At 60.1% G+C, this 18,218-nt stretch carries 18 protein-coding genes; 12 read left to right on the forward strand and 6 right to left on the reverse strand.

What is annotated here, in order from left to right; all coding sequences use genetic code 11:
- The first annotated feature begins 23 nt into the window (after positions 1–23).
- Positions 24–878 (forward strand): D-hexose-6-phosphate mutarotase, encoded by an 855-nt coding sequence (locus tag AC3I65_RS05835; RefSeq protein ID WP_274090911.1) that lies wholly within the window; start codon positions 24–26, stop codon positions 876–878.
- A 134-nt stretch (positions 879–1,012) separates the two neighbouring features.
- Here the strand turns inward: AC3I65_RS05835 and AC3I65_RS05840 are convergent, their stop codons facing one another.
- Positions 1,013–1,873 carry a MurR/RpiR family transcriptional regulator gene (locus AC3I65_RS05840; protein ID WP_171061416.1) on the reverse strand — a complete coding sequence of 287 codons (861 nt, stop codon included), beginning with the start codon at positions 1,871–1,873 and terminating at the stop codon, positions 1,013–1,015.
- Positions 1,874–2,069: 196 nt separating this feature from the next.
- On the opposite strand from AC3I65_RS05840, the gene zwf reads away from it, so the two are divergent.
- From zwf to AC3I65_RS05855, 3 genes are read left to right on the forward strand one after another with little or no spacing between them, the layout of a single operon-like run.
- Positions 2,070–3,539 (forward strand): glucose-6-phosphate dehydrogenase, encoded by a 1,470-nt coding sequence (gene zwf, locus AC3I65_RS05845; protein ID WP_047228356.1) that lies wholly within the window; start codon positions 2,070–2,072, stop codon positions 3,537–3,539.
- A complete protein-coding gene (gene pgl, locus AC3I65_RS05850; RefSeq protein ID WP_488523541.1) occupies positions 3,526–4,239 on the forward strand; it encodes a 6-phosphogluconolactonase in 714 nt (237 codons plus the stop codon). The genes zwf and pgl overlap by 14 nt, the downstream gene beginning before the upstream one ends.
- A 17-nt stretch (positions 4,240–4,256) precedes the next feature.
- A complete protein-coding gene (locus AC3I65_RS05855; protein WP_047228354.1) occupies positions 4,257–4,922 on the forward strand; it encodes a bifunctional 4-hydroxy-2-oxoglutarate aldolase/2-dehydro-3-deoxy-phosphogluconate aldolase in 666 nt (221 codons plus the stop codon).
- 242 nt (positions 4,923–5,164) lie between these two features.
- Here AC3I65_RS05855 and AC3I65_RS05860 read toward each other — a convergent pair whose 3' ends face one another.
- Positions 5,165–6,352, reverse strand: a complete 1,188-nt coding sequence (locus AC3I65_RS05860; RefSeq protein ID WP_047228353.1) for an aminotransferase class V-fold PLP-dependent enzyme — start codon at positions 6,350–6,352, stop codon at positions 5,165–5,167.
- Positions 6,353–6,364: 12 nt separating this feature from the next.
- On the reverse strand, positions 6,365–6,601 hold the full coding sequence (locus AC3I65_RS05865) for a DUF3820 family protein (protein ID WP_047228352.1): 237 nt from the start codon (positions 6,599–6,601) through the stop codon (positions 6,365–6,367).
- A 205-nt stretch (positions 6,602–6,806) separates the two neighbouring features.
- On the opposite strand from AC3I65_RS05865, the gene AC3I65_RS05870 reads away from it, so the two are divergent.
- The 4 genes from AC3I65_RS05870 (at position 6,807) to AC3I65_RS05885 (ending at position 10,499) form a co-directional block, all read left to right on the forward strand.
- On the forward strand, positions 6,807–7,271 hold the full coding sequence (locus AC3I65_RS05870) for a ferritin-like domain-containing protein (protein WP_047228351.1): 465 nt from the start codon (positions 6,807–6,809) through the stop codon (positions 7,269–7,271).
- 160 nt (positions 7,272–7,431) lie between these two features.
- Positions 7,432–9,432 carry an FUSC family protein gene (locus tag AC3I65_RS05875; RefSeq protein WP_488523542.1) on the forward strand — a complete coding sequence of 667 codons (2,001 nt, stop codon included), beginning with the start codon at positions 7,432–7,434 and terminating at the stop codon, positions 9,430–9,432.
- Complete coding sequence (locus AC3I65_RS05880) at positions 9,419–9,625, forward strand: DUF1656 domain-containing protein (RefSeq protein ID WP_047228349.1); 207 nt, start codon at positions 9,419–9,421, stop codon at positions 9,623–9,625. The genes AC3I65_RS05875 and AC3I65_RS05880 overlap by 14 nt, the downstream gene beginning before the upstream one ends.
- 10 nt (positions 9,626–9,635) lie before the next feature.
- Entirely contained in the window at positions 9,636–10,499 is an 864-nt protein-coding gene (locus AC3I65_RS05885; protein WP_047228348.1) for an efflux RND transporter periplasmic adaptor subunit, read from the forward strand.
- Positions 10,500–10,653: 154 nt separating this feature from the next.
- On the opposite strand, the gene AC3I65_RS05890 is transcribed toward AC3I65_RS05885, so the two are convergent.
- Both AC3I65_RS05890 and AC3I65_RS05895 read right to left on the reverse strand, forming a co-directional pair.
- Positions 10,654–11,124 carry a MaoC family dehydratase gene (locus AC3I65_RS05890; protein ID WP_003184579.1) on the reverse strand — a complete coding sequence of 157 codons (471 nt, stop codon included), beginning with the start codon at positions 11,122–11,124 and terminating at the stop codon, positions 10,654–10,656.
- Between the two features lie 40 nt (positions 11,125–11,164).
- Positions 11,165–12,109: an alpha/beta hydrolase gene (locus AC3I65_RS05895; RefSeq protein ID WP_047228347.1), complete on the reverse strand. Its 945-nt coding sequence runs from the start codon at positions 12,107–12,109 to the stop codon at positions 11,165–11,167.
- A gap of 246 nt (positions 12,110–12,355) precedes the next feature.
- Between AC3I65_RS05895 and fadD2 the strand changes: the two genes are divergently transcribed.
- Complete coding sequence (gene fadD2, locus AC3I65_RS05900; RefSeq protein WP_047228346.1) at positions 12,356–14,044, forward strand: long-chain-fatty-acid--CoA ligase FadD2; 1,689 nt, start codon at positions 12,356–12,358, stop codon at positions 14,042–14,044.
- Positions 14,045–14,412: 368 nt separating this feature from the next.
- Positions 14,413–16,104: a long-chain-fatty-acid--CoA ligase FadD1 gene (fadD1, locus tag AC3I65_RS05905; RefSeq protein WP_076386040.1), complete on the forward strand. Its 1,692-nt coding sequence runs from the start codon at positions 14,413–14,415 to the stop codon at positions 16,102–16,104.
- A 228-nt stretch (positions 16,105–16,332) separates the two neighbouring features.
- Here the strand turns inward: fadD1 and AC3I65_RS05910 are convergent, their stop codons facing one another.
- A complete protein-coding gene (locus tag AC3I65_RS05910; RefSeq protein ID WP_030139341.1) occupies positions 16,333–16,710 on the reverse strand; it encodes a hypothetical protein in 378 nt (125 codons plus the stop codon).
- Between the two features lie 195 nt (positions 16,711–16,905).
- Between AC3I65_RS05910 and AC3I65_RS05915 the strand changes: the two genes are divergently transcribed.
- Complete coding sequence (locus AC3I65_RS05915) at positions 16,906–17,097, forward strand: CsbD family protein (protein WP_047228344.1); 192 nt, start codon at positions 16,906–16,908, stop codon at positions 17,095–17,097.
- Positions 17,098–17,272: 175 nt separating this feature from the next.
- Positions 17,273–18,217, forward strand: coding sequence for a YihY/virulence factor BrkB family protein (locus AC3I65_RS05920; protein WP_047228343.1), 945 nt, complete (start codon positions 17,273–17,275; stop codon positions 18,215–18,217).
- Position 18,218 lies beyond the last annotated feature (1 nt).

An 18,218-nucleotide genomic window follows, 5' to 3' on the forward strand; every position in this document is an offset into this window, starting at 1 on the left:
AATGATTTCCAGGACCGCAGCTCATGCATGAGCATCCGCTACAACGCTTTTTCAGATCCTTGCGCGAGCGCCCGGTGTTTGCGTGGGAGCGCTATCAGCAACGTGATGTGTTGGTGATCGATCATCCTCTGTGCCAGGCGGTGTTCAGTCGCCAGGGCGCGCAGCTATTGCACTTTCAGCCGCGGGGGCAGAAACCCTGGTTGTGGTGTGCGGCCAGGTGGCCACAAGTCGGTGCGATCCGCGGCGGTGTGCCGGTGTGCTGGCCGTGGTATGGCCGTCATCCCAGCGAAAATGCCTGGCCGTCCCATGGCTGGGCACGGTTGATCGACTGGAAACTGCTCGACAGCCGCAGCGATGAATACGGTGTGCACCTGCACTGGCAGCTCCAGTTGTGCGACTGGCAGGTCGATCTGTACGCCGATCTGGGCGAACGCATGGAATTACGCTTGAGCACCGAGCATCAAGACAGCCTGCCGTGCCAATTGAGCCAGGCTCTGCACGCCTATTGGCGTATTGGTGACGTGGGTGAGATAGCGCTGTCTGGGCTTGAAGGCGCGCTGGGCTACGACCAGTTGAACCGTGCAGCCTGCCAGCAGGAAGGCGATTTGCGGGTCGAGGGCGGTTGTCAGCGGGTGTTCCAGCATGAGGGTGAACTGCAGCTTAAAGACCACGCCTGGCAGCGTGAGCTGTGCATCGACACCGGCGCCAGTGCCGATACCGTGGTGTGGCATCCCGGTGCCCGGCCTTTGCTGGGGGTGAGCTGGGATGAGGTGTCGGAGTTCGTCTGCGTCGAAGCGGCCAGCGGTGGCACTGACAGCCTGTGCCTGGCGCCGGGGGAGCGGGCGCATTTGAGTTTGCAGGCGCGGGTGGGGGCTTGATCAAGGGGGGCAGCTGTTGGCCCCATCGCGAGCAGGCTCGCTCCCACAATGGATCTGCGGTCAATAAAGATCCACTGTGGGAGCGAGCCTGCTCGCGATGACGGCCTGTCAGGCGCTCAATTACCCAAGCCAGTTCAGTTGAACTCATCCCCCACCGGATACCGGCTGGCATTGAGGCTTTCCTTGATCTTGCGCAGATGCGGCTGGAAGTCCACACCGCGGCGCAAGGTCATGCCGGTGGCGAGCACGTCCAGCACAGTGAGCTGGATGATCCGCGAGGTCATCGGCATGTAGATGTCGGTGTCTTCGGGCAGCGGGATATTCAGGCTCAGGGTGCTGGCCTTGGCCAGGGGCGAGCCTTCGGCGGTCAGCCCCAGTACCGATGCGCCGTTCTCCCGGGCGATGCGCGCGACTTCCACCAGCTCGCGGGTACGGCCGGTGTAGGAAATGATCACGAACAGCTCGCCCGTGTGGGCCACTGACGCGATCATCCGCTGCATCAGCACATCGGCGTGGGCGGTCACCGCCAGGTTGAAGCGGAAGAACTTGTGTTGGGCATCCAGCGCCACCGGTGCCGAGGCGCCGAGGCCGAAGAAGTGAATCTGCCGGGCCTGGATCAGCAGATCCACGGCACGACTGATCAAATTGGGATCAAGGGCCTGGCAGGCGCTGTCCAATGAGGCAATGGCACTGCCAAAGATTTTCCGGGTGTAGGCTTCCGGGTTGTCATCGGCCTCCACTGCGCGACTGACGTAAGCGGCGCCGCTGGCCAGGCTTTGGGCCAGTTGCAGCTTGAGTTCCGGGTAGCCGCTGACGCCGAATGAGCGGCAGAAGCGGTTGACGGTGGGTTCGCTGACCGAAGCGGCCTGGGCGAGGGCGGCGATGCTGAAGCGGGTGGCCTGCTGTGGGTTGAGCAGGATCACTTCGGCCACTTTGCGTTCTGCCTTGTTCAGGTCTTCAAGGCGACTCTGGATCTGTTCCAGTAAATTTCGCACGCGGTCCATACAAGATTCCTAGAAAGACGGGTCTTTGATACGACCCTTTGCGGTGGCCTATCCTACTGATGGCTCCGGTGTACCACCACTCGGAATCGGTATTTTCGAAAAATGTTGTGGTTATTACTACATTTTTCCTTGAGTGATGCCTTGAAAAAAGGTATTTGTAGCTTAACTTGATAAAAGAACAAACATCATGCATTCGATTACGGTTGAACCGTGCACCTTCGCCTTGTTCGGCGCGTTGGGCGACCTGGCCTTGCGCAAGCTGTTTCCTGCCCTTTATCAGCTCGATGGCGCGGACCTGTTGCACGAGGACACGCGGATCATTGCCCTGGCCCGGGAGCCGGGTAGCGAACAGCAACACCTGGCGTTCATCGCCGCGGAGTTGCGCCGTTACGTGGGCGACAAGGATCTGAACGAGACCGTGGTTGAACGCTTCCTGGGGCGCCTGACTTATCTGCACGTGGATTTCCTCAAGGCCGAGGACTATGTCGCCCTGGCCGAGCAGGCCGGTTCAGCCCAGCAAGTCATTGCCTATTTTGCCACCCCAGCGGCGGTGTATGGAGCGATCTGCGAGAACCTGGCGAAGGTCGGCTTGTGCGAAAACACCCGCGTCGTGCTGGAAAAACCCATCGGCTCGGACCTGGAATCGTCGCGCAAGGTCAACGACGCCGTGGCGCAGTTCTTCCCGGAAAACCGCACCTACCGTATCGACCACTACCTGGGTAAAGAGACGGTCCAGAACCTGATCGCCCTGCGGTTCGCCAACAGCCTGTTCGAAACCCAGTGGAACCAGAATTACATTTCCCATGTGGAAATCACCGTCGCCGAGAAGGTCGGCATCGAAGGCCGCTGGGGCTATTTCGACAAAGCCGGCCAACTGCGCGACATGATCCAGAATCACCTGTTGCAGTTGCTCTGCCTGATTGCCATGGACCCGCCGGCCGACCTGTCCGCCGACAGCATCCGTGACGAGAAGGTCAAAGTGCTCAAGGCCCTGGCCCCCATCAGCCCGGAAGGCCTGACCACTCAGGTGGTGCGCGGCCAGTACATCGCCGGCCACAGCGAGGGCAAGTCGGTGCCGGGTTACCTGGAAGAGCCCAACTCCAACACCCAGAGCGATACCGAAACCTTCGTGGCCCTGCGCGCCGACATTCGCAACTGGCGCTGGGCCGGGGTTCCGTTTTACCTGCGCACCGGCAAGCGTATGCCGCAGAAACTGTCGCAGATCGTCATTCACTTCAAGGAACCGTCCCACTACATCTTCGCCCCCGAGCAGCGCTTGCAGATCAGCAACAAACTGATCATCCGCCTGCAGCCGGACGAAGGGATTTCCTTGCGAGTGATGACCAAGGAGCAAGGCCTGGACAAGGGCATGCAATTGCGCAGCGGTCCGTTGCAACTCAACTTTTCCGACACCTATCGCAGCGCGCGGATTCCCGATGCCTACGAGCGGTTGTTGCTGGAAGTCATGAACGGCAATCAGAACCTGTTTGTCCGTAAAGATGAAATTGAAGCCGCGTGGACGTGGTGTGACCAGTTGATTGCCGGATGGAAGAAATCCGGCGATGCGCCCAAGCCGTATGCGGCCGGGTCCTGGGGGCCAATGAGCTCCATTGCACTGATCACGCGGGACGGGAGGTCATGGTATGGCGATATCTGAAGTGAAACTACCGCAGGGCGTCAGCGCCCACGAATTCAAAACCCCGGTGCTGCTGGCCGAGGGCTTGGCGTTGAAGGTGGCCGAGCAATTACGCGAGGCCATCGAGGCGCGCGGCACGGCGACCCTGGTGGTCTCCGGTGGTCGCAGCCCCGTGGCGTTTTTCCAGAGCCTGGCCAAACAGGCGCTGGACTGGTCGAGCGTGGTGGTGAGCCTGGCCGATGAGCGCTGGGTGCCGGTTGAGCACGCTGACAGCAACGCCGGTCTGCTCAAGCGTTACCTGCTCCAAGGTGCGGCGGCGAAGGCCCAGTTCCTGAGCCTCTACAGCGCCAGCGTCGACCTGGAAGCCGCAGCCGAGCAGGCCGATCGTTTGCTGGCCGAGCTGCCGCCCATCGACGTACTGATATTGGGCATGGGCGATGACGGGCACACCGCCTCGCTGTTCCCCGACAGTCCGAACCTGGCTCAAGCCTTGGATGCCAATGGTGCTCGCCGCTGCTGGCCGATGCTGGCGCCCACCGTGCCGCACCAGCGCCTGACCATGAGTCGCGCTTTGCTGGCCTCGGCGAAACACAAAGTGCTGTCGATTTCCGGTCAGTCGAAATTGACCACCCTGAACGCTGCGGTGGCCGGTGACAATGTCGCCGAAATGCCGATCCGCGCGTTTTTGCAACCTACGTTAGAGATTTACTGGTGCCCATGAACCAAGGATCAGCCGCTATGACAAACCCATCCCCGACCGTTTCCATGGCGGACAAAGTTACCCTGATCGACAGCCTCTGCGCCAAGGCGCGGATCCTGCCGGTGATCACCATCGCCCGTGAGCAGGACATCCTGCCGCTGGCCGATGCCCTGGCCGCCGGCGGCCTGACGGCGCTGGAAGTGACCTTGCGTTCCCAATACGGCCTCAAGGCCATCCAGGTGCTGCGCGAGCAACGTCCGGAACTGGTGACCGGGGCCGGTACGGTGCTGGACCGCCATATGCTGGCCGCTGCCGAGGCTGCCGGTTCGCAGTTCATCGTCACCCCAGGCATCACCCGTGATCTGCTGGAAGCCAGCGTCGACAGCCCGATCCCGTTGCTGCCGGGCATCAGCAACGCCTCCGGCATCATGGAAGGCTACGGCCTGGGTTATCGCCGCTTCAAACTGTTCCCGGCGGAAGTCAGCGGCGGTGTCGCGGCCATCAAGGCCCTGGGCGGCCCGTTCGGCGAAGTGAAATTCTGCCCGACCGGCGGCGTAAGCCCGGCCAATATCAAGAGCTACATGGCGTTGAAAAACGTGATGTGCGTGGGCGGTAGCTGGATGCTTGATCCCGAGTGGATCAAGAACGGCGACTGGGCCCGCATCCAGGAGTGCACCGCCGAGGCGCTGGCGCTGCTGGACTGATTGTCTTACCGAACCTTCGTTGGGTGTTCTACGGTTTTACGGTGCGCTTGGTCGGCGCGCCGTTTTTTTTGCCTGGGTTTTATCGTACCGCGCTGGATGAACGCTGGATTTGTGGCGAGGGGATTTATCCCCGCTGGGGCGCGCAGCGGCCCCGAAACCTGACATCTCGGTGCGTCAGATAAGTTAAGTCCTCCTTGCTGGGCTGCTGCGCCGCCCTGCGGGGATAAATCCCCTCGCCACAACTACATTCGGCTCAGGTTAATCAGCGCCGCAGTCAACCGCTCGATATCCTTCGCCAAGGTGATCAACCCTGGGGTAATGCGAATACACGGCCCGACACTGGTGTTGCGCACCACGGTGAAGATCCCGTAGTCATTGAGCAGTCGATCGGCCATCGCCTGTTGATCGGGCTGGGCGCTGAAGCGCATCGACGTGATGCCACAGTACAGGCGCGGATCGTCCGGCGTCATGATTTCGATCCCCGGTACATCACGCACGGCGTTCACCCACAGGTCGCGCAGATAACTGAGCCGCACGCCCTTGGCCGATGCGCCACCCAATGAGTGGTGCTCCTCCAGGACCAATGGCAGGGTGAGCAAAGCCGGGATATTGGGGGTGCTGTGGGGCGTTCGCGAGCGCACGTCTGCGGCTGGATAATGATCTTCGTCCATGTCCGGGTCGATGTCGGCCAGCCGTTGCGGTGCGATGTATAAAAAGCCCAGGGCCAGCGGCCCGCCGATCCACTTCTGCAGGTTGAACCCGGCGAATTCGATACCGAGCTTCTTCAGATCGAAATCGATCTGGCCCAGGGCGTGGGCACCGTCGAGAATGATATCGACGCCAAACTCACGGGCGGTTTCGGCAATGGCCTGGACCGGCATCACCAGCCCAGTGAGGTGGTTGACGTAGGTCAGCGCCATCAGCTTGAGGCGCGGGTAACGAATGAACGCTTGGCGATAAGTGCCCACCAGGCTTTCGAAACTGGCGGGGTGCGGGTGGACGAGTTCAATCACCTCTACGCCACGCTGCCGGGCCAGCCAGCGCATTGCGCTTTTGACCGACGCGTATTCCAGATCACAGATCAGCACCTGATCGCCAGGCTTGAGACCGTTGTAGTTGCGAATCAGCGTTTGCAGGGCGTCTCCGGCACTGTTGGCCAGCGCTACGCTAGCGGGGGACGCGTGGATCAGTTGCGCCACTTGCTGGCGAATCGCTTCGCCATGGTCCCGGTCGAAATGCTGGCGCACGTACACCGAGTTACCGCGATTGACGAACTCAATATTGCGTTGGTACTCCTCGACCACGGTCCGGGACATGCGGCCGAAGTAGCCGTTTTCCAGATTGAGCGGCCCATTGGGGTCGACATCGTAGCGACCCACAAAAGTTTCCCAGAAAGCTTCATCGTGGGCGCGCAGGGTGTTCTCGGGCATGGCGTGGCTCAATCAATGTTGGGGCTTGGGTTTGCCGTGTTTGGCACGCAGGGGGTCAAGCAGATCCGACAGACCGTTGTGGTCGATCTCCTGCATCAGCGCCAGCAAACCGCCCAGTTCCCCGTGAGGAAAACCCTCGCGAGCGAACCAGTTCAGGTACTGCCCGGGCAGGTCGGCCAGGATTCGGCCTTTGTATTTGCCGAAGGGCATCTGGCGTGTCACCAGCAGTTCGAGCTTTTCCGGGTTCATGGCAGGGGTCTTGATTCAGTCAGCCTGGAAAATACAGGCATTCTGCATGCAGGCCAAATGACAGATCATGCAAAGAACACGGATACAGTTATCGAGCGATTGATTAACTTATTGATTTTTAATGTTTTTATTTGTGATTGCGGCTGGCACGACCGATGCAATATTCCTTGTAGGTTTTTTATTCACCAAGCAAAGGAATTGAAAAATGACCGACATCAACAAAGAATCCATCTCCGTCCTGAACGACCTGATCGAGACCAGCAAAGATGGTCAGGAAGGTTTCAAGACTTGCGCTGAAGACATCAAGCATCCACAACTCAAGGATTTGTTCGTCCAGCGCGCCGCAGACTGCGCTGCCGCCGCGGCTGAGCTGCAAGCTGCCGTACGGGCCCTGGGTGGCGATCCGGAAACTTCCACCAGCGTTGCCGGTGATATGCATCGCCGTTGGGTGGACGTGAAATCCATGTTCACTGGCAAGGACGAAGAAGCAGTGCTCAACGAAGCCGAGCGCGGTGAAGACCATGCCCTTAAGGCTTACAAAGAAGCCATGGAGAAAATCAGCAAGCACAACCTGGTTGGTATTCGCGATCTGGTTGAGCGTCAGTACCATGGCGTGCAGCGCAACCATGACCAGGTAAAAGCCCTGCGTAACCAGGCGCGCGCCAGCTAAACAAGCGCGCTGTACAAAAAAACGCCAGCCTGTCTGGCGTTTTTTTATGCAGATCATGTAACGGTGGCTCTGGACTCAAATAGATAGCCAGCTAATAATTGCACCCTCCATCACCCTTTATTGCATCTATCGTTACTGCGTCCCCATAAGAGTTTTTCGCGTGCCCATTACTTTCCAGGCCCTGTTCGCTCCCGACCGCCTCGCTGTGCAATTCGCCGTCAAGACCGTGCTTGGTGGTGGCTTGGCGCTTTGGCTGGCCTTGCGCTGGGGCCTGGAGCAGCCTTCATGGGCGTTGATGACCGCGATCATCGTGGCGCAACCGCTGTCCGGGATGGTGGTGCAGAAAGGCTTGGCGCGATTGGTCGGCACACTGGTAGGCACCGTCATGTCGGTGGTGTTCATGGGGCTGTTTGCTCAGGCACCGTGGTTGTTCCTACTGGCGCTGGCCGTGTGGCTGGGCTTGTGCACGGCTTGCTCCACACTGCTGCGCAGCGCCTGGTCCTATTCGTTCGTGCTGGCCGGTTACACAGTGGCAATCATTGCCTTGCCGGCCATTTCCCATCCGCTGGGGGTGTTCGATCAGGCCGTGGCGCGCTGTACGGAGATCAGTCTGGGCATTGTCTGCGCCACGGCGGCCAGCGCGTTGCTCTGGCCGTTGCGGGTCGAGCGGCAATTGGCCGATCAGGCCCGTGTCGCCTGGCAGAGCGGCATGCAGGCGGCCCGTGCCACCCTGACGGGCGACGCCCAGGCCCGTAAAGGACTGCTGGAAATCCTCGGCAAGATCGTCGCCGTGGACGCCCAGCGTGAACACGCCTGGTTCGAAGGCAGCCTGGGTCGGCAACGGGCTCGGGCCATCAGCGCTCTGAGCCAGAAACTGTTGATGCTGCTGCGCATCTCCCGCTCGGTTCGGCGGCAATGGAAACAACTCGATCCTGAGGAAGCCGAGGCCCTCAAGCCGTGGATGAGCGAGGTGCAACAAGCCCTCGACGCCGACAGCGCGACCCTGCAAGCCTTGCGACCACGGGTGCTGGATGCATCCCACGATCCACTGATCAGCCCGGCGCAAAGTTATTGCCTGGCCCGCTTCGCCTTGTTGCTCGATACCGCCCTGGCTGCCTGCGCAGCCTTGAAGGCGGTGCAAGAGGGCAGGGAGGCGGTGGATCCGCCGCGCACCCTGGCGCCCCATCGTGACCTGCCCCTGGCCATGGTCTTTGGTGCGCGTAGCGCCCTGGCGTTTCTGGTGGTCGCCTGTTTCTGGCTGGCGACTGCCTGGCCCGCCGCCTCAGGCGCGCTGGTGCTCACCTGCGTGGTGTGCAGTCTGTTCGCCAGTCGCGAAAACGGCGCGCAGATCGGCATGAGTTTTCTTCGGGGAATTCTGTTGGCGGTGCCGACGGCGTTTGTCATCGGTGAGATTTTGCTGCCGCAGTGGAGCAGTTTTGCGATGTTGTGCATGGCCATGGGCGTGCCGCTGTTCCTGGGAGCGCTGGGTATGGCCAAGCCGCAGATTTTCGCCACGGCCACCTCGTTCTGTCTGCATTTCGTGGTGCTGATATCGCCGCTCAACGCCATGAAATATGACGTGGCGGCGTTCTTCAACAATGCTCAAGCGATGATGATCGGTGTGGGTGCGGCGGTGTTGGCCTTCAACCTGCTGATTCTGCGCGATCCGGCCTGGCATAGCCGGCGCCTGCTGGCCGCCACGCTGGATGATCTGGTGCGGTTGACGCGCCGTAGCCTGCGGGGCGCCGAGAGCTGGTTCGGCGGACGCATGGCTGATCGGCTGTTGCAACTGGCGCGGCATTATCCCGAACTGCCGGTGCCGGCGCGTAGCCGTTGGGATGACGGATTGCTTGGCCTGGACATGGGTGACGAGTTGCTGCACCTGCGTTTGAGTCTGGCCGTCGCCCAAATGCCCGACAACCGGGCCCAGCGCCGTTACTTCGATGCGCTGGAGCAGGTGCTTGAGCGCGGCCCGGCAGTTGATCAGGCCGAAGCACTCGGCCCGGCGAGCGACGAGTTCCTGAAGGTGTTGTCGACGCAACCGCCCGGCGATGCGCTGAAACTGGCCCAGGGTGCGGTGGTGCAATTGCAGAACAGCTGGCGCGCCTGGTGCCGTCAGCACGAACCTGAACAACGGGAGCAGAGCCATGGGCTTGCGTGAGTGGTCGATAGGCGGGGTATTGCTCAGCCCGTTCTTGATTTATGTGGTGCTGGCCTTGCTGGTGACCGGTGGGCTTCGCCTGTTGCTCAGCCTCGTGCCGGCCGGGCGCTGGATCTGGCATGAAGCCTTGTTCGACTGCGCCCTGTATGTCTGTGTCCTGACTGTTATTACCGTGGTCCTCGGACCGCTATAAGGAGTTGAACATGCGTACTTCCGTACGTGTTGCCGTCACGCTGAGCGTGGTGGCCGTGGCGATCTTCGCCGGGTTTCATCTGTGGCAGTACTACATGCTCACGCCCTGGACCCGGGATGCGCGGATTCGCGCCGACGTGGTGGTGATCGCCCCCGACGTGTCAGGTTGGGTGCGCGAGCTCAAGGCGGTGGATAACCAGCAGGTCAAGGCCGGCGATGTATTGCTGAGCATCGACCGCGAACGTTTCGAGGCCGCGCTGGAGAAAGCTCGGGCGGTGGTCCAGACCCGGCAGCAGCAACTGAGTTTGCGTGAACACGAAGCCAGTCGACGCGCCGCTCTGGGGCCCCAGGCTATCAGCGCCGAGTTGCGGGAAAACGCCCAGATCAACGCCGGCATCGCCCGGGGCGAACTGCGCGAGGCCCAGGCCGAGGCCAAGGTCGCCGAACTCAACCTGGCCCGCAGCCAGGTCCTGGCCCCACGGGGCGGCCATATCACCAACCTGCGCCTGGCCGAGGGCAACTACGTGAATGCCGGACAACCGGTCATGGCGCTGATCGACGATTCAACGTTTTATGTGCAGGCCTATTTCGAAGAAACCAAACTGCCCAGGATCCGCGTGGGCGATCCGGTCAAGGTCTGGTTGATGAGCGCCGGTCATGCCCTGCAAGGCCACGTCGAAAGCATCAGCCGCGGCATTACCGACCGCAATACCAATCCCGATGCGCAGTTGCTGGCGGAGGTCGAGCCGACCTTCAATTGGGTGCGCCTGGCCCAGCGGATTCCGGTGCGGATCAAGCTGGACAAGGTGCCTGAAGGGGTAAACCTGAGCGCGGGGATGACGGCGAGCGTGCAGGTGCGTGAAGACTTGCAATAACTTTGTGGCGAGGGGATTTATCCCCGCTGGGGCGCGAAGCGGCCCCAATATCTCAAGACCTCTGAGGTGTGTCTGCCCGAGTGCAGGGGGCTGCTTCGCAGCCCAGCGGGGATAAATCCCCTCGCCACAGGTCATTCACTTTAGATAGTGGTAATCAACCGACAGTAATCGCCGGCAGCGTCGGCAAGGTCACGGTCTGCTGCTTGCGTGGCGCGAGGATTTCCGCTTCGCCGTCCACCACCAGCTCGTCGCGCTGATTGAACACGCGAGTGGCAATGCGTACGCGAAATTTCGGCAGTTTCTCAAGGATCTCCAAGCGCACGGTCAGGGTGTCGCCAATCTTCACCGGCTTCTGGAAGCTCATCTGCTGGCCGATATAGATGGTGCCCGGCCCAGGCAGCTCGCAGGCCACCGCCGCGCTGATCAGCGCACCGCTGAACATGCCATGGGCGATGCGCTCCTTGAACATGCTCGCCGCAGCGAATTCGGCATCCAGGTGCACCGGGTTGTGATCACCCGACATGGCGGCGAACAGCTGGATGTCGCGCTCTTCGACGGTCTTGCTGTAGCTGGCGGTCTGGCCGACTTCGAGGGCTTCGTAGGGGATGTTGGTAACCTGGGTCATCTATCAAATCCTGTGACGAGTAAAGGAAAACGCTGCAAACCTATTCGCTGCGTGGCGGTCGCTTGTGACTCAGGGCCTGGGCAATCCAGGCCAGCACGTCGGCCGTCACTTCATCGCGGTTGGTTTCATTGAACAGTTCGTGCCGGGCTTGCGGGTAAATCGTCAATTGCAAGTGCTGGCTGCCGGCGCCGCGCAGGGCGTCGGCCAGATCCTTGAGACGTTTGCCTTCACTCACCGGATCACATTCACCGCCGATCACCAACAGGGGCAGGCCCGGATCGATCTGGGCGAGATTGGACGCTTTGCTGATCTGCTGCAACCCGCCGAGCAGGTCGACCCACAACTGATTGGTGCAACGAAAGCCGCACAGCGGGTCGAGGCGGTACTTGTCGACCTCGGCCGGGTCGCGGCTGAGCCAGTCGAAGGGGGTACGCGTGGGTTTGAATTTCTTATTGAAACTGCCGAAGGACAGCCACTCGATCAGGGCGCTGCGGCCCTTTGGGCCCTGGCGCATGCGCTCGAAACAGGCGATCAGGCGCGCGGCACGATAGAGCGCCACGGGCTGGAAATTCGAACCGCTGAGAATCGCCCCGTGCAGACTGGCGCTGTGATGTAACAGGTAACCCTGGGCGATGTAGCTGCCCATGCTGTGACCCAGCAACACGATGGGAACATCGGGGTGTTGCTGGCCGATGTGTTGATTGAGGCTGGCCAGGTCGCCGACCACCTTGGCCCAGCCATCCTCGTCGGCAAAATGGCCGAGCGTCGCTGCTTCGCCGGTTTTGCCATGGCCGCGCAGGTCCGGCGCGTAGACACCGTAGCCTGCATCGCACAGCGCCCGGGCCAGACGCGCGTAGCGGCCGCTGTGTTCGGCCATGCCGTGGGCCAGCATGATCACCGCTTCAGGGGCGGTTTCAGGCAGCCACTGATTGACGAACAGGCGGGTGTGGTCGGTGGCGGTGAGCATGAACGTTTGGTGGATCATGGTCATTCCTTTACTCACGGGCATACACAAGGGCAAACACAGCGTCGCTGCATTGTATAGCGCATCCGTTGCGTCTCGCCTGATCAAGTCACGTTACGTTACGTCGTGGCAGGTAGATTCACACAATCTATGAAGCAGGTTGCCATATTTGCCTGATTGGCCATAGCTGCTAGTGTCCCAAGAGCACCGCCTGTGCAAGAGCCACAGAAGCGGCCCGGACACGTTCAGGTAAAGAGGATAAAAACAATGCAGCCTGATTTCTGGAATGACAAACGCCCGGCCGGCGTGCCCCTGGACATTGACGTGGGGGCCTACAAATCGGTGATCGAGGTGTTCGAGCGTTCCTGCAAGAAATTCGCCGACCGTCCGGCGTTCAGCAACATGGGGGTTACCCTGACCTATGCCGAACTCGAGCGCTACAGCGCTGCCTTCGCCGGCTACCTGCAAGCCCATACCGACCTGGCGCCTGGCGATCGTATCGCGGTGCAGATGCCCAATGTCCTGCAATACCCCATCGCCGTGTTCGGTGCCTTGCGCGCCGGGCTGATCGTGGTCAACACCAACCCGTTGTACACCCCGCGGGAAATGCGCCACCAGTTCAAGGACTCCGGCGCCCGGGCACTGGTGTACATGAACCTGTTCGGACAGAAAGTCCAGGAGGTGCTGCCTGACACCGATCTGCAGTATCTCATCGAGGCGAAGATGGGCGACCTGATGCCCACTGCCAAGGGCTGGCTGGTCAATACGCTGGTGAGCAAGGTCAAGAAGATGGTCCCTGACTATTCGCTGCCCCAGGCCGTTTCCTTCAAGAGCACGTTGCGCCTGGGGCGGGGCCATGGCATCAAACCGCTGAAAGTCAGCCTCGAGGACATCGCGGTGCTGCAATACACCGGCGGCACCACCGGCCTTGCCAAGGGGGCGATGCTGACCCATGGCAACCTGGTAGCGAACATGCAGCAGGCCCGGGCATGCCTGGGCCAGTTCGGCGACGACGGCCAACCGTTGCTGCGCGAAGGCCAGGAGGTGATGATCGCGCCGCTGCCGCTGTACCACATCTATGCCTTCACGGCGAATTGCATGTGCATGATGGTCACCGGTAACCACAACGTGCTGATCACCAACCCGCGGGACATCGGTGGCTTTATCAAGGAGCTGAAGAACTGGCGTTTTTCGGCGCTGCTGGGGCTCAACACGCTGTTCGTGGCGTTGATGGACCATCCGGATTTCAAGACCCTGGATTTCTCCAGCCTCAAGCTCACCAACTCCGGTGGCACTGCGCTGGTCAAGGCCACCGCCGAGCGTTGGGAACAGCTCACCGGCTGCCGGATCACCGAAGGCTATGGCCTGACCGAAACCTCGCCGGTGGCCTGCACCAACCCTTATGGCACCAAGTCCCGGCTGGGCACGGTGGGGCTGCCGGTGCCGGGCACGCTCATGAAAGTGGTCAGCGACGACGGCGCCGAACAGCCACTGGGCGAGCGCGGTGAGTTGTGCATCAAGGGCCCGCAAATCATGAAAGGCTACTGGAACAAACCCGAAGCCACCGCCGAGGTGCTGGACAGCGAAGGCTGGTTCAAATCCGGTGACATCGCGGTGATCGACCCGGACGGTTTCGTGCGCATCGTCGATCGCAAGAAAGACATGATCATCGTCTCGGGTTTCAACGTATACCCCAACGAAATCGAAGACGTGGTGATGGCCCATCCGAAAGTTGCCAACTGCGCGGTGATCGGTGTGCCGGACGAACGTTCGGGGGAGGCGGTGAAACTGTTCGTGGTGCCACGCGAGACGGGCGTCAGCCTTGAAGAGCTCAAGGCTTACTGCAAGGAGAACTTCACCGGCTACAAGATACCCAAGCACATCGTGCTGCGAGAGTCGTTGCCGATGACGCCAGTGGGCAAGATATTGCGGCGGGAGTTGCGGGATATCGCCTGAGGCCGGCCATCCTTTGGAATAAACCCTGTGGGAGCGAGCCTGCTCGCGATGGCGGTGTATCAGTGACAGAGATGTCGACTGAGGCGCCGCCATCGCGAGCAGGCTCGCTCCCACGGTTTTTATGTATTCGCAGTGATTAACCAGCGCTTAGTATTTTTACTCTAAAAATGACCACTGCATATTCTTGAGTCATATTTATGACTGTGGGGGCCACTTTTGGCTCTAGGCGACCCTTGGCAAAGCTGCTACTCTCGGCGCGCTTTTGTGACTTCTCGGCGTTGAATTAGGCCAGATTCACCAATAAACACACACCAATAATAATCGCATCAAATGCGGTGAGAATTCGCGTTGCTGAGGAGTGGGCTTCCATGATCGAAGACTTTTGGAAGGATAAGTACCCAGCTGGGATTGCTGCCGACATCAATCCAGACGAGTATCCGAATATTCAGGCGGTGTTGAAGCAGTCCTGCCAACGCTTCGCCGACAAGCCGGCATTCAGCAACCTGGGCAAGACAATTACCTACGGGGAACTGTATGAATTGTCCGGTGCCTTTGCTGCGTATCTGCAACAGCATACCGACTTGCAGCCTGGCGATCGAATCGCCGTGCAACTGCCCAACGTTCTCCAGTACCCGGTTGCCGTGTTCGGTGCGATTCGCGCCGGCCTGATCGTGGTCAACACCAACCCGCTGTACACCGCGCGGGAAATGGAACACCAGTTCAACGACTCCGGCGCCAAGGCGCTGGTGTGCCTGGCGAACATGGCGCACCTGGCCGAGGCTGTGGTGCCCAAGACGGGCGTCAAGCATGTGATCGTCACCGAAGTTGCCGATTTGCTGCCGCCACTCAAGCGTCTGCTGATCAACAGCGTGATCAAGTACGTCAAGAAGATGGTCCCCGCTTATCACTTGCCCAAGGCCATCAAGTTCAACGATGTGCTGAGCAAGGGCCACGGCCAGCCAGTGACCGAAGCCAACCCCACCAGTGACGACGTGGCCGTGTTGCAGTACACCGGCGGCACCACTGGCGTGGCCAAGGGCGCGATGCTGACCCATCGCAACCTGGTGGCGAACATGTTGCAGTGCAAGGCACTGATGGGGTCCAACCTCAACGAAGGTTGCGAGGTCCTGATCACACCGCTGCCGCTGTATCACATCTACGCTTTCACCTTCCATTGCATGGCGATGATGCTGATCGGCAACCACAATATCCTGATCAGCAACCCGCGCGACCTCCCGGCGATGGTCAAGGAACTGTCGAAGTGGAAGTTCAGCGGTTTTGTCGGCCTCAACACGTTGTTCGTGGCCCTGTGCAACAACGAAGCCTTCCGCAACCTGGATTTCTCGGCAATGAAGGTGACGTTGTCCGGTGGCATGGCCCTGCAACTGGCGGCGGCCGAGCGCTGGAAAGAGGTTACCGGCTGCCCGATCTGCGAAGGTTACGGCATGACCGAAACCAGTCCGGTCGCCACGGTCAATCCGATCCAGAAAATCCAGATTGGCACCATCGGCATTCCGGTGCCGTCGACGCTGTGCAAGATTATCAATGACGCCGGCGAAGAACTGCCATTGGGCGAAATCGGTGAACTGTGTGTGAAAGGTCCACAGGTCATGAAGGGCTACTGGCAGCGCCAGGACGCCACCGACGAGATCCTCGACAGCGAAGGCTGGCTCAAGACCGGCGATATCGCGCTGATCCAGCCGGACGGCTACATGCGCATCGTCGATCGCAAGAAAGACATGATCCTGATCTCCGGTTTCAACGTATACCCCAACGAGCTGGAAGACGTGCTGGCGACCCTGCCGGGCGTCCTGCAGTGCGCGGCCATCGGTGTACCGGACGAAAAATCCGGCGAGGCAATCAAGATTTTCATTGTGCCCCGCCCGGGTGTCACGCTGACCAAAGAGCAGGTGATGGAACACATGCGCGCCAACGTCACGGGCTACAAAGTGCCCAAGGCGGTGGAATTCCGCGACGCGCTGCCGACCACCAACGTGGGCAAGATCCTGCGACGCGAGTTGCGTGATGAAGAACTGAAGAAGTTGGGTCTGAAGAAGTAAAACCGCTGCCAACAAAAAGCCCCGCCAGTGCGGGGCTTTTTGTTTGGTATTGCCCTGGCAGGCCCCAAAAATCTGTGGCGAGGGGATTTATCCCCGCTGGGTTGCGCAGCAACCCCCCTGCGTCTTGTATGACAGATTGGTGTGGCTCATGAAAGCGTGGGGCTGCTTCATAGTCCAGCGGGGATAAATCCCCTCGCCACAGGAAGCCCGGCAGCTTATACGGATTGGTTACAACCGAAACTGGGCAAAATCCAGGTTGGTGCCACCCGGGCGCATGTCCTGCAGGTACGAATCCTTGTCGGCGCTCAGCTCCAGGCTCAGGGCCGCCTTGCGCTTGCCCTGGTTGCGTACTTCCAGGCCTTCCATTTTTTCGCGCAGGAACACGGTCGGTACCTTCAGGTGCAGCAGCTCATCGGTGGCCGGCGTGTGCAGCAGCAGGTGGATCCATTCGTACTGACCGATGGCCAGGCGTGCCACCGGGATATCGAACCAGAAGATGTTGCGGTTGCGGTTCAATTCGCTGAAGTGGCAGTTATTGACGCCCAGTACGGCGCCGCCCAATTCCTGGTTTCTGCGGGCGATGGCCTGCTTTTTATCGAGTTTCATAACGTTCCTACGAGATTGGAGCTTCAGGTCGCAGCCTGAATACGTGGGGCATTCTCGGGGGTGGATCGGCAAACATAAAGCTCAACCTGCATCTGACGATGAAATGCGCTGCTGAAAAAATGAAACTCCCCGCAAACGGCCTCGGTCAACCCTTATGTAATGACTTTTCGTACAGTTGTTCACAGGAGAGACATCATGGGTAGCACGAGCGATAAAGTGAAGGGCGTTGCCAACGAAGCCGTCGGCAACATCAAGCAAGGCGTCGGCAAGGCCACCGACAATGACCGCATGCGCGCTGAGGGCGTGGTCCAGGAGAAAAAAGGTGAGGTTCAGCAAAACGTGGGCAAGGCCAAGGACGCAGTCAAGAAAGGCGTTGACGAGGCATAACCGGCCTGTTGAATAACCGATTGGAACGGCCATCCGCGGGTGGCCGTTGTCATGTCTGCTCGAACTTGCACCGGGGAAATTGTTCCAAAGTCGCCAAACAGGTTACTTTTGTCTTGGATAGCAACCCCGAGAGTCGCCAGGCGACCTTCCTTTTTTGCGGCGAAAGGAGACGCACATGATGTTCCCGGCCTTGAAAGGCTTACCCTTGCATCGTGTGATGATGCGTACCGTGACCGAGTTTCTCGACGACGAGATGTCGACCTACGCCTCGGCATTGGCCTACCAGATGCTGTTTTCGCTGTTCCCCTTCATTCTGTTCCTGATCGCACTGATCGGTTTCCTGCATTTGCCGGACTTCTTCTCCTGGCTGCGCCTGCAATCGGAGCTGGTGTTGCCACCCCAGGCCCTGGAGCAGGTCAACCCGGTGATCGACCAGCTTCAGCAATCCAAGGGGGGGTTGTTGTCGGTGGGTATCGTCATTGCGTTGTGGACTGCCTCGGCCGGTGTCCGGTTGATGATGAGTGCGATGAACGCCGCCTACGATGTGGTAGAGGGCCGTCCGATCTGGAAGCGCTTCCCGCTGTCGATTTTCTACACCATCGGCATCGCCGGCATGTTGTTGGCCGCCGCGGCGCTGATGGTGCTCGGGCCGCAGGTGATGGGCTGGATCGCGGCCCAGGTCGGGCTGGAGGAGTTCATCGTCACACTCTGGACCATCGTGCGCTGGCCGGTGATCGTGTTTTTGCTGATGGTGGCTGTGGCGTTGATCTATTACGTGATGCCTGACGTCAAACAGGAGTTTCGCTTTATTACACCGGGGTCGGTGCTGGCGGTGGTGGTGTGGATCATCGCGTCCCTGGGCTTTGCGTTTTACGTCAAGACCTTCGCCAACTACAACGCCATGTATGGCAGTATCGGCGCGATCATCGTGCTGTTGCTGTACTTCTACATTTCTTCGGCGGTGCTGTTGCTCGGTGCGGAGATGAACGCGGTGATCGAGCACATGTCCGCCGAGGGCAAGGACCGTGGTGAAAAGAGCCCGGGCGAGCACGAAAAACAGCATGTGTCGGGCCTGGGCCGTGACCATTCCATTCCTCACCCCCACACTGACGAAACCTGAC

It is taken from the genome of Pseudomonas sp. N-1-13, from assembly GCF_057787095.1.

Excerpts from the sequence above, each read along its gene's own strand:
- AC3I65_RS05835 (WP_274090911.1), top strand. The coding sequence starts at position 24 with ATGCATGAGCATCCGCTACAACGCTTTTTCAGATCCTTGCGCGAGCGC.
- zwf (WP_047228356.1), top strand. The coding sequence starts at position 2,070 with ATGCATTCGATTACGGTTGAACCGTGCACCTTCGCCTTGTTCGGCGCG.
- pgl (WP_488523541.1), top strand. The coding sequence starts at position 3,526 with ATGGCGATATCTGAAGTGAAACTACCGCAGGGCGTCAGCGCCCACGAA.
- AC3I65_RS05855 (WP_047228354.1), top strand. The coding sequence starts at position 4,257 with ATGACAAACCCATCCCCGACCGTTTCCATGGCGGACAAAGTTACCCTG.
- AC3I65_RS05860 (WP_047228353.1), bottom strand. The coding sequence starts at position 6,352 with ATGCCCGAGAACACCCTGCGCGCCCACGATGAAGCTTTCTGGGAAACT.
- AC3I65_RS05865 (WP_047228352.1), bottom strand. The coding sequence starts at position 6,601 with ATGAACCCGGAAAAGCTCGAACTGCTGGTGACACGCCAGATGCCCTTC.
- AC3I65_RS05870 (WP_047228351.1), top strand. The coding sequence starts at position 6,807 with ATGACCGACATCAACAAAGAATCCATCTCCGTCCTGAACGACCTGATC.
- AC3I65_RS05880 (WP_047228349.1), top strand. The coding sequence starts at position 9,419 with ATGGGCTTGCGTGAGTGGTCGATAGGCGGGGTATTGCTCAGCCCGTTC.
- AC3I65_RS05885 (WP_047228348.1), top strand. The coding sequence starts at position 9,636 with ATGCGTACTTCCGTACGTGTTGCCGTCACGCTGAGCGTGGTGGCCGTG.
- AC3I65_RS05890 (WP_003184579.1), bottom strand. The coding sequence starts at position 11,124 with ATGACCCAGGTTACCAACATCCCCTACGAAGCCCTCGAAGTCGGCCAG.
- AC3I65_RS05895 (WP_047228347.1), bottom strand. The coding sequence starts at position 12,109 with ATGATCCACCAAACGTTCATGCTCACCGCCACCGACCACACCCGCCTG.
- fadD2 (WP_047228346.1), top strand. The coding sequence starts at position 12,356 with ATGCAGCCTGATTTCTGGAATGACAAACGCCCGGCCGGCGTGCCCCTG.
- fadD1 (WP_076386040.1), top strand. The coding sequence starts at position 14,413 with ATGATCGAAGACTTTTGGAAGGATAAGTACCCAGCTGGGATTGCTGCC.
- AC3I65_RS05910 (WP_030139341.1), bottom strand. The coding sequence starts at position 16,710 with ATGAAACTCGATAAAAAGCAGGCCATCGCCCGCAGAAACCAGGAATTG.
- AC3I65_RS05915 (WP_047228344.1), top strand. The coding sequence starts at position 16,906 with ATGGGTAGCACGAGCGATAAAGTGAAGGGCGTTGCCAACGAAGCCGTC.
- AC3I65_RS05920 (WP_047228343.1), top strand. The coding sequence starts at position 17,273 with ATGATGTTCCCGGCCTTGAAAGGCTTACCCTTGCATCGTGTGATGATG.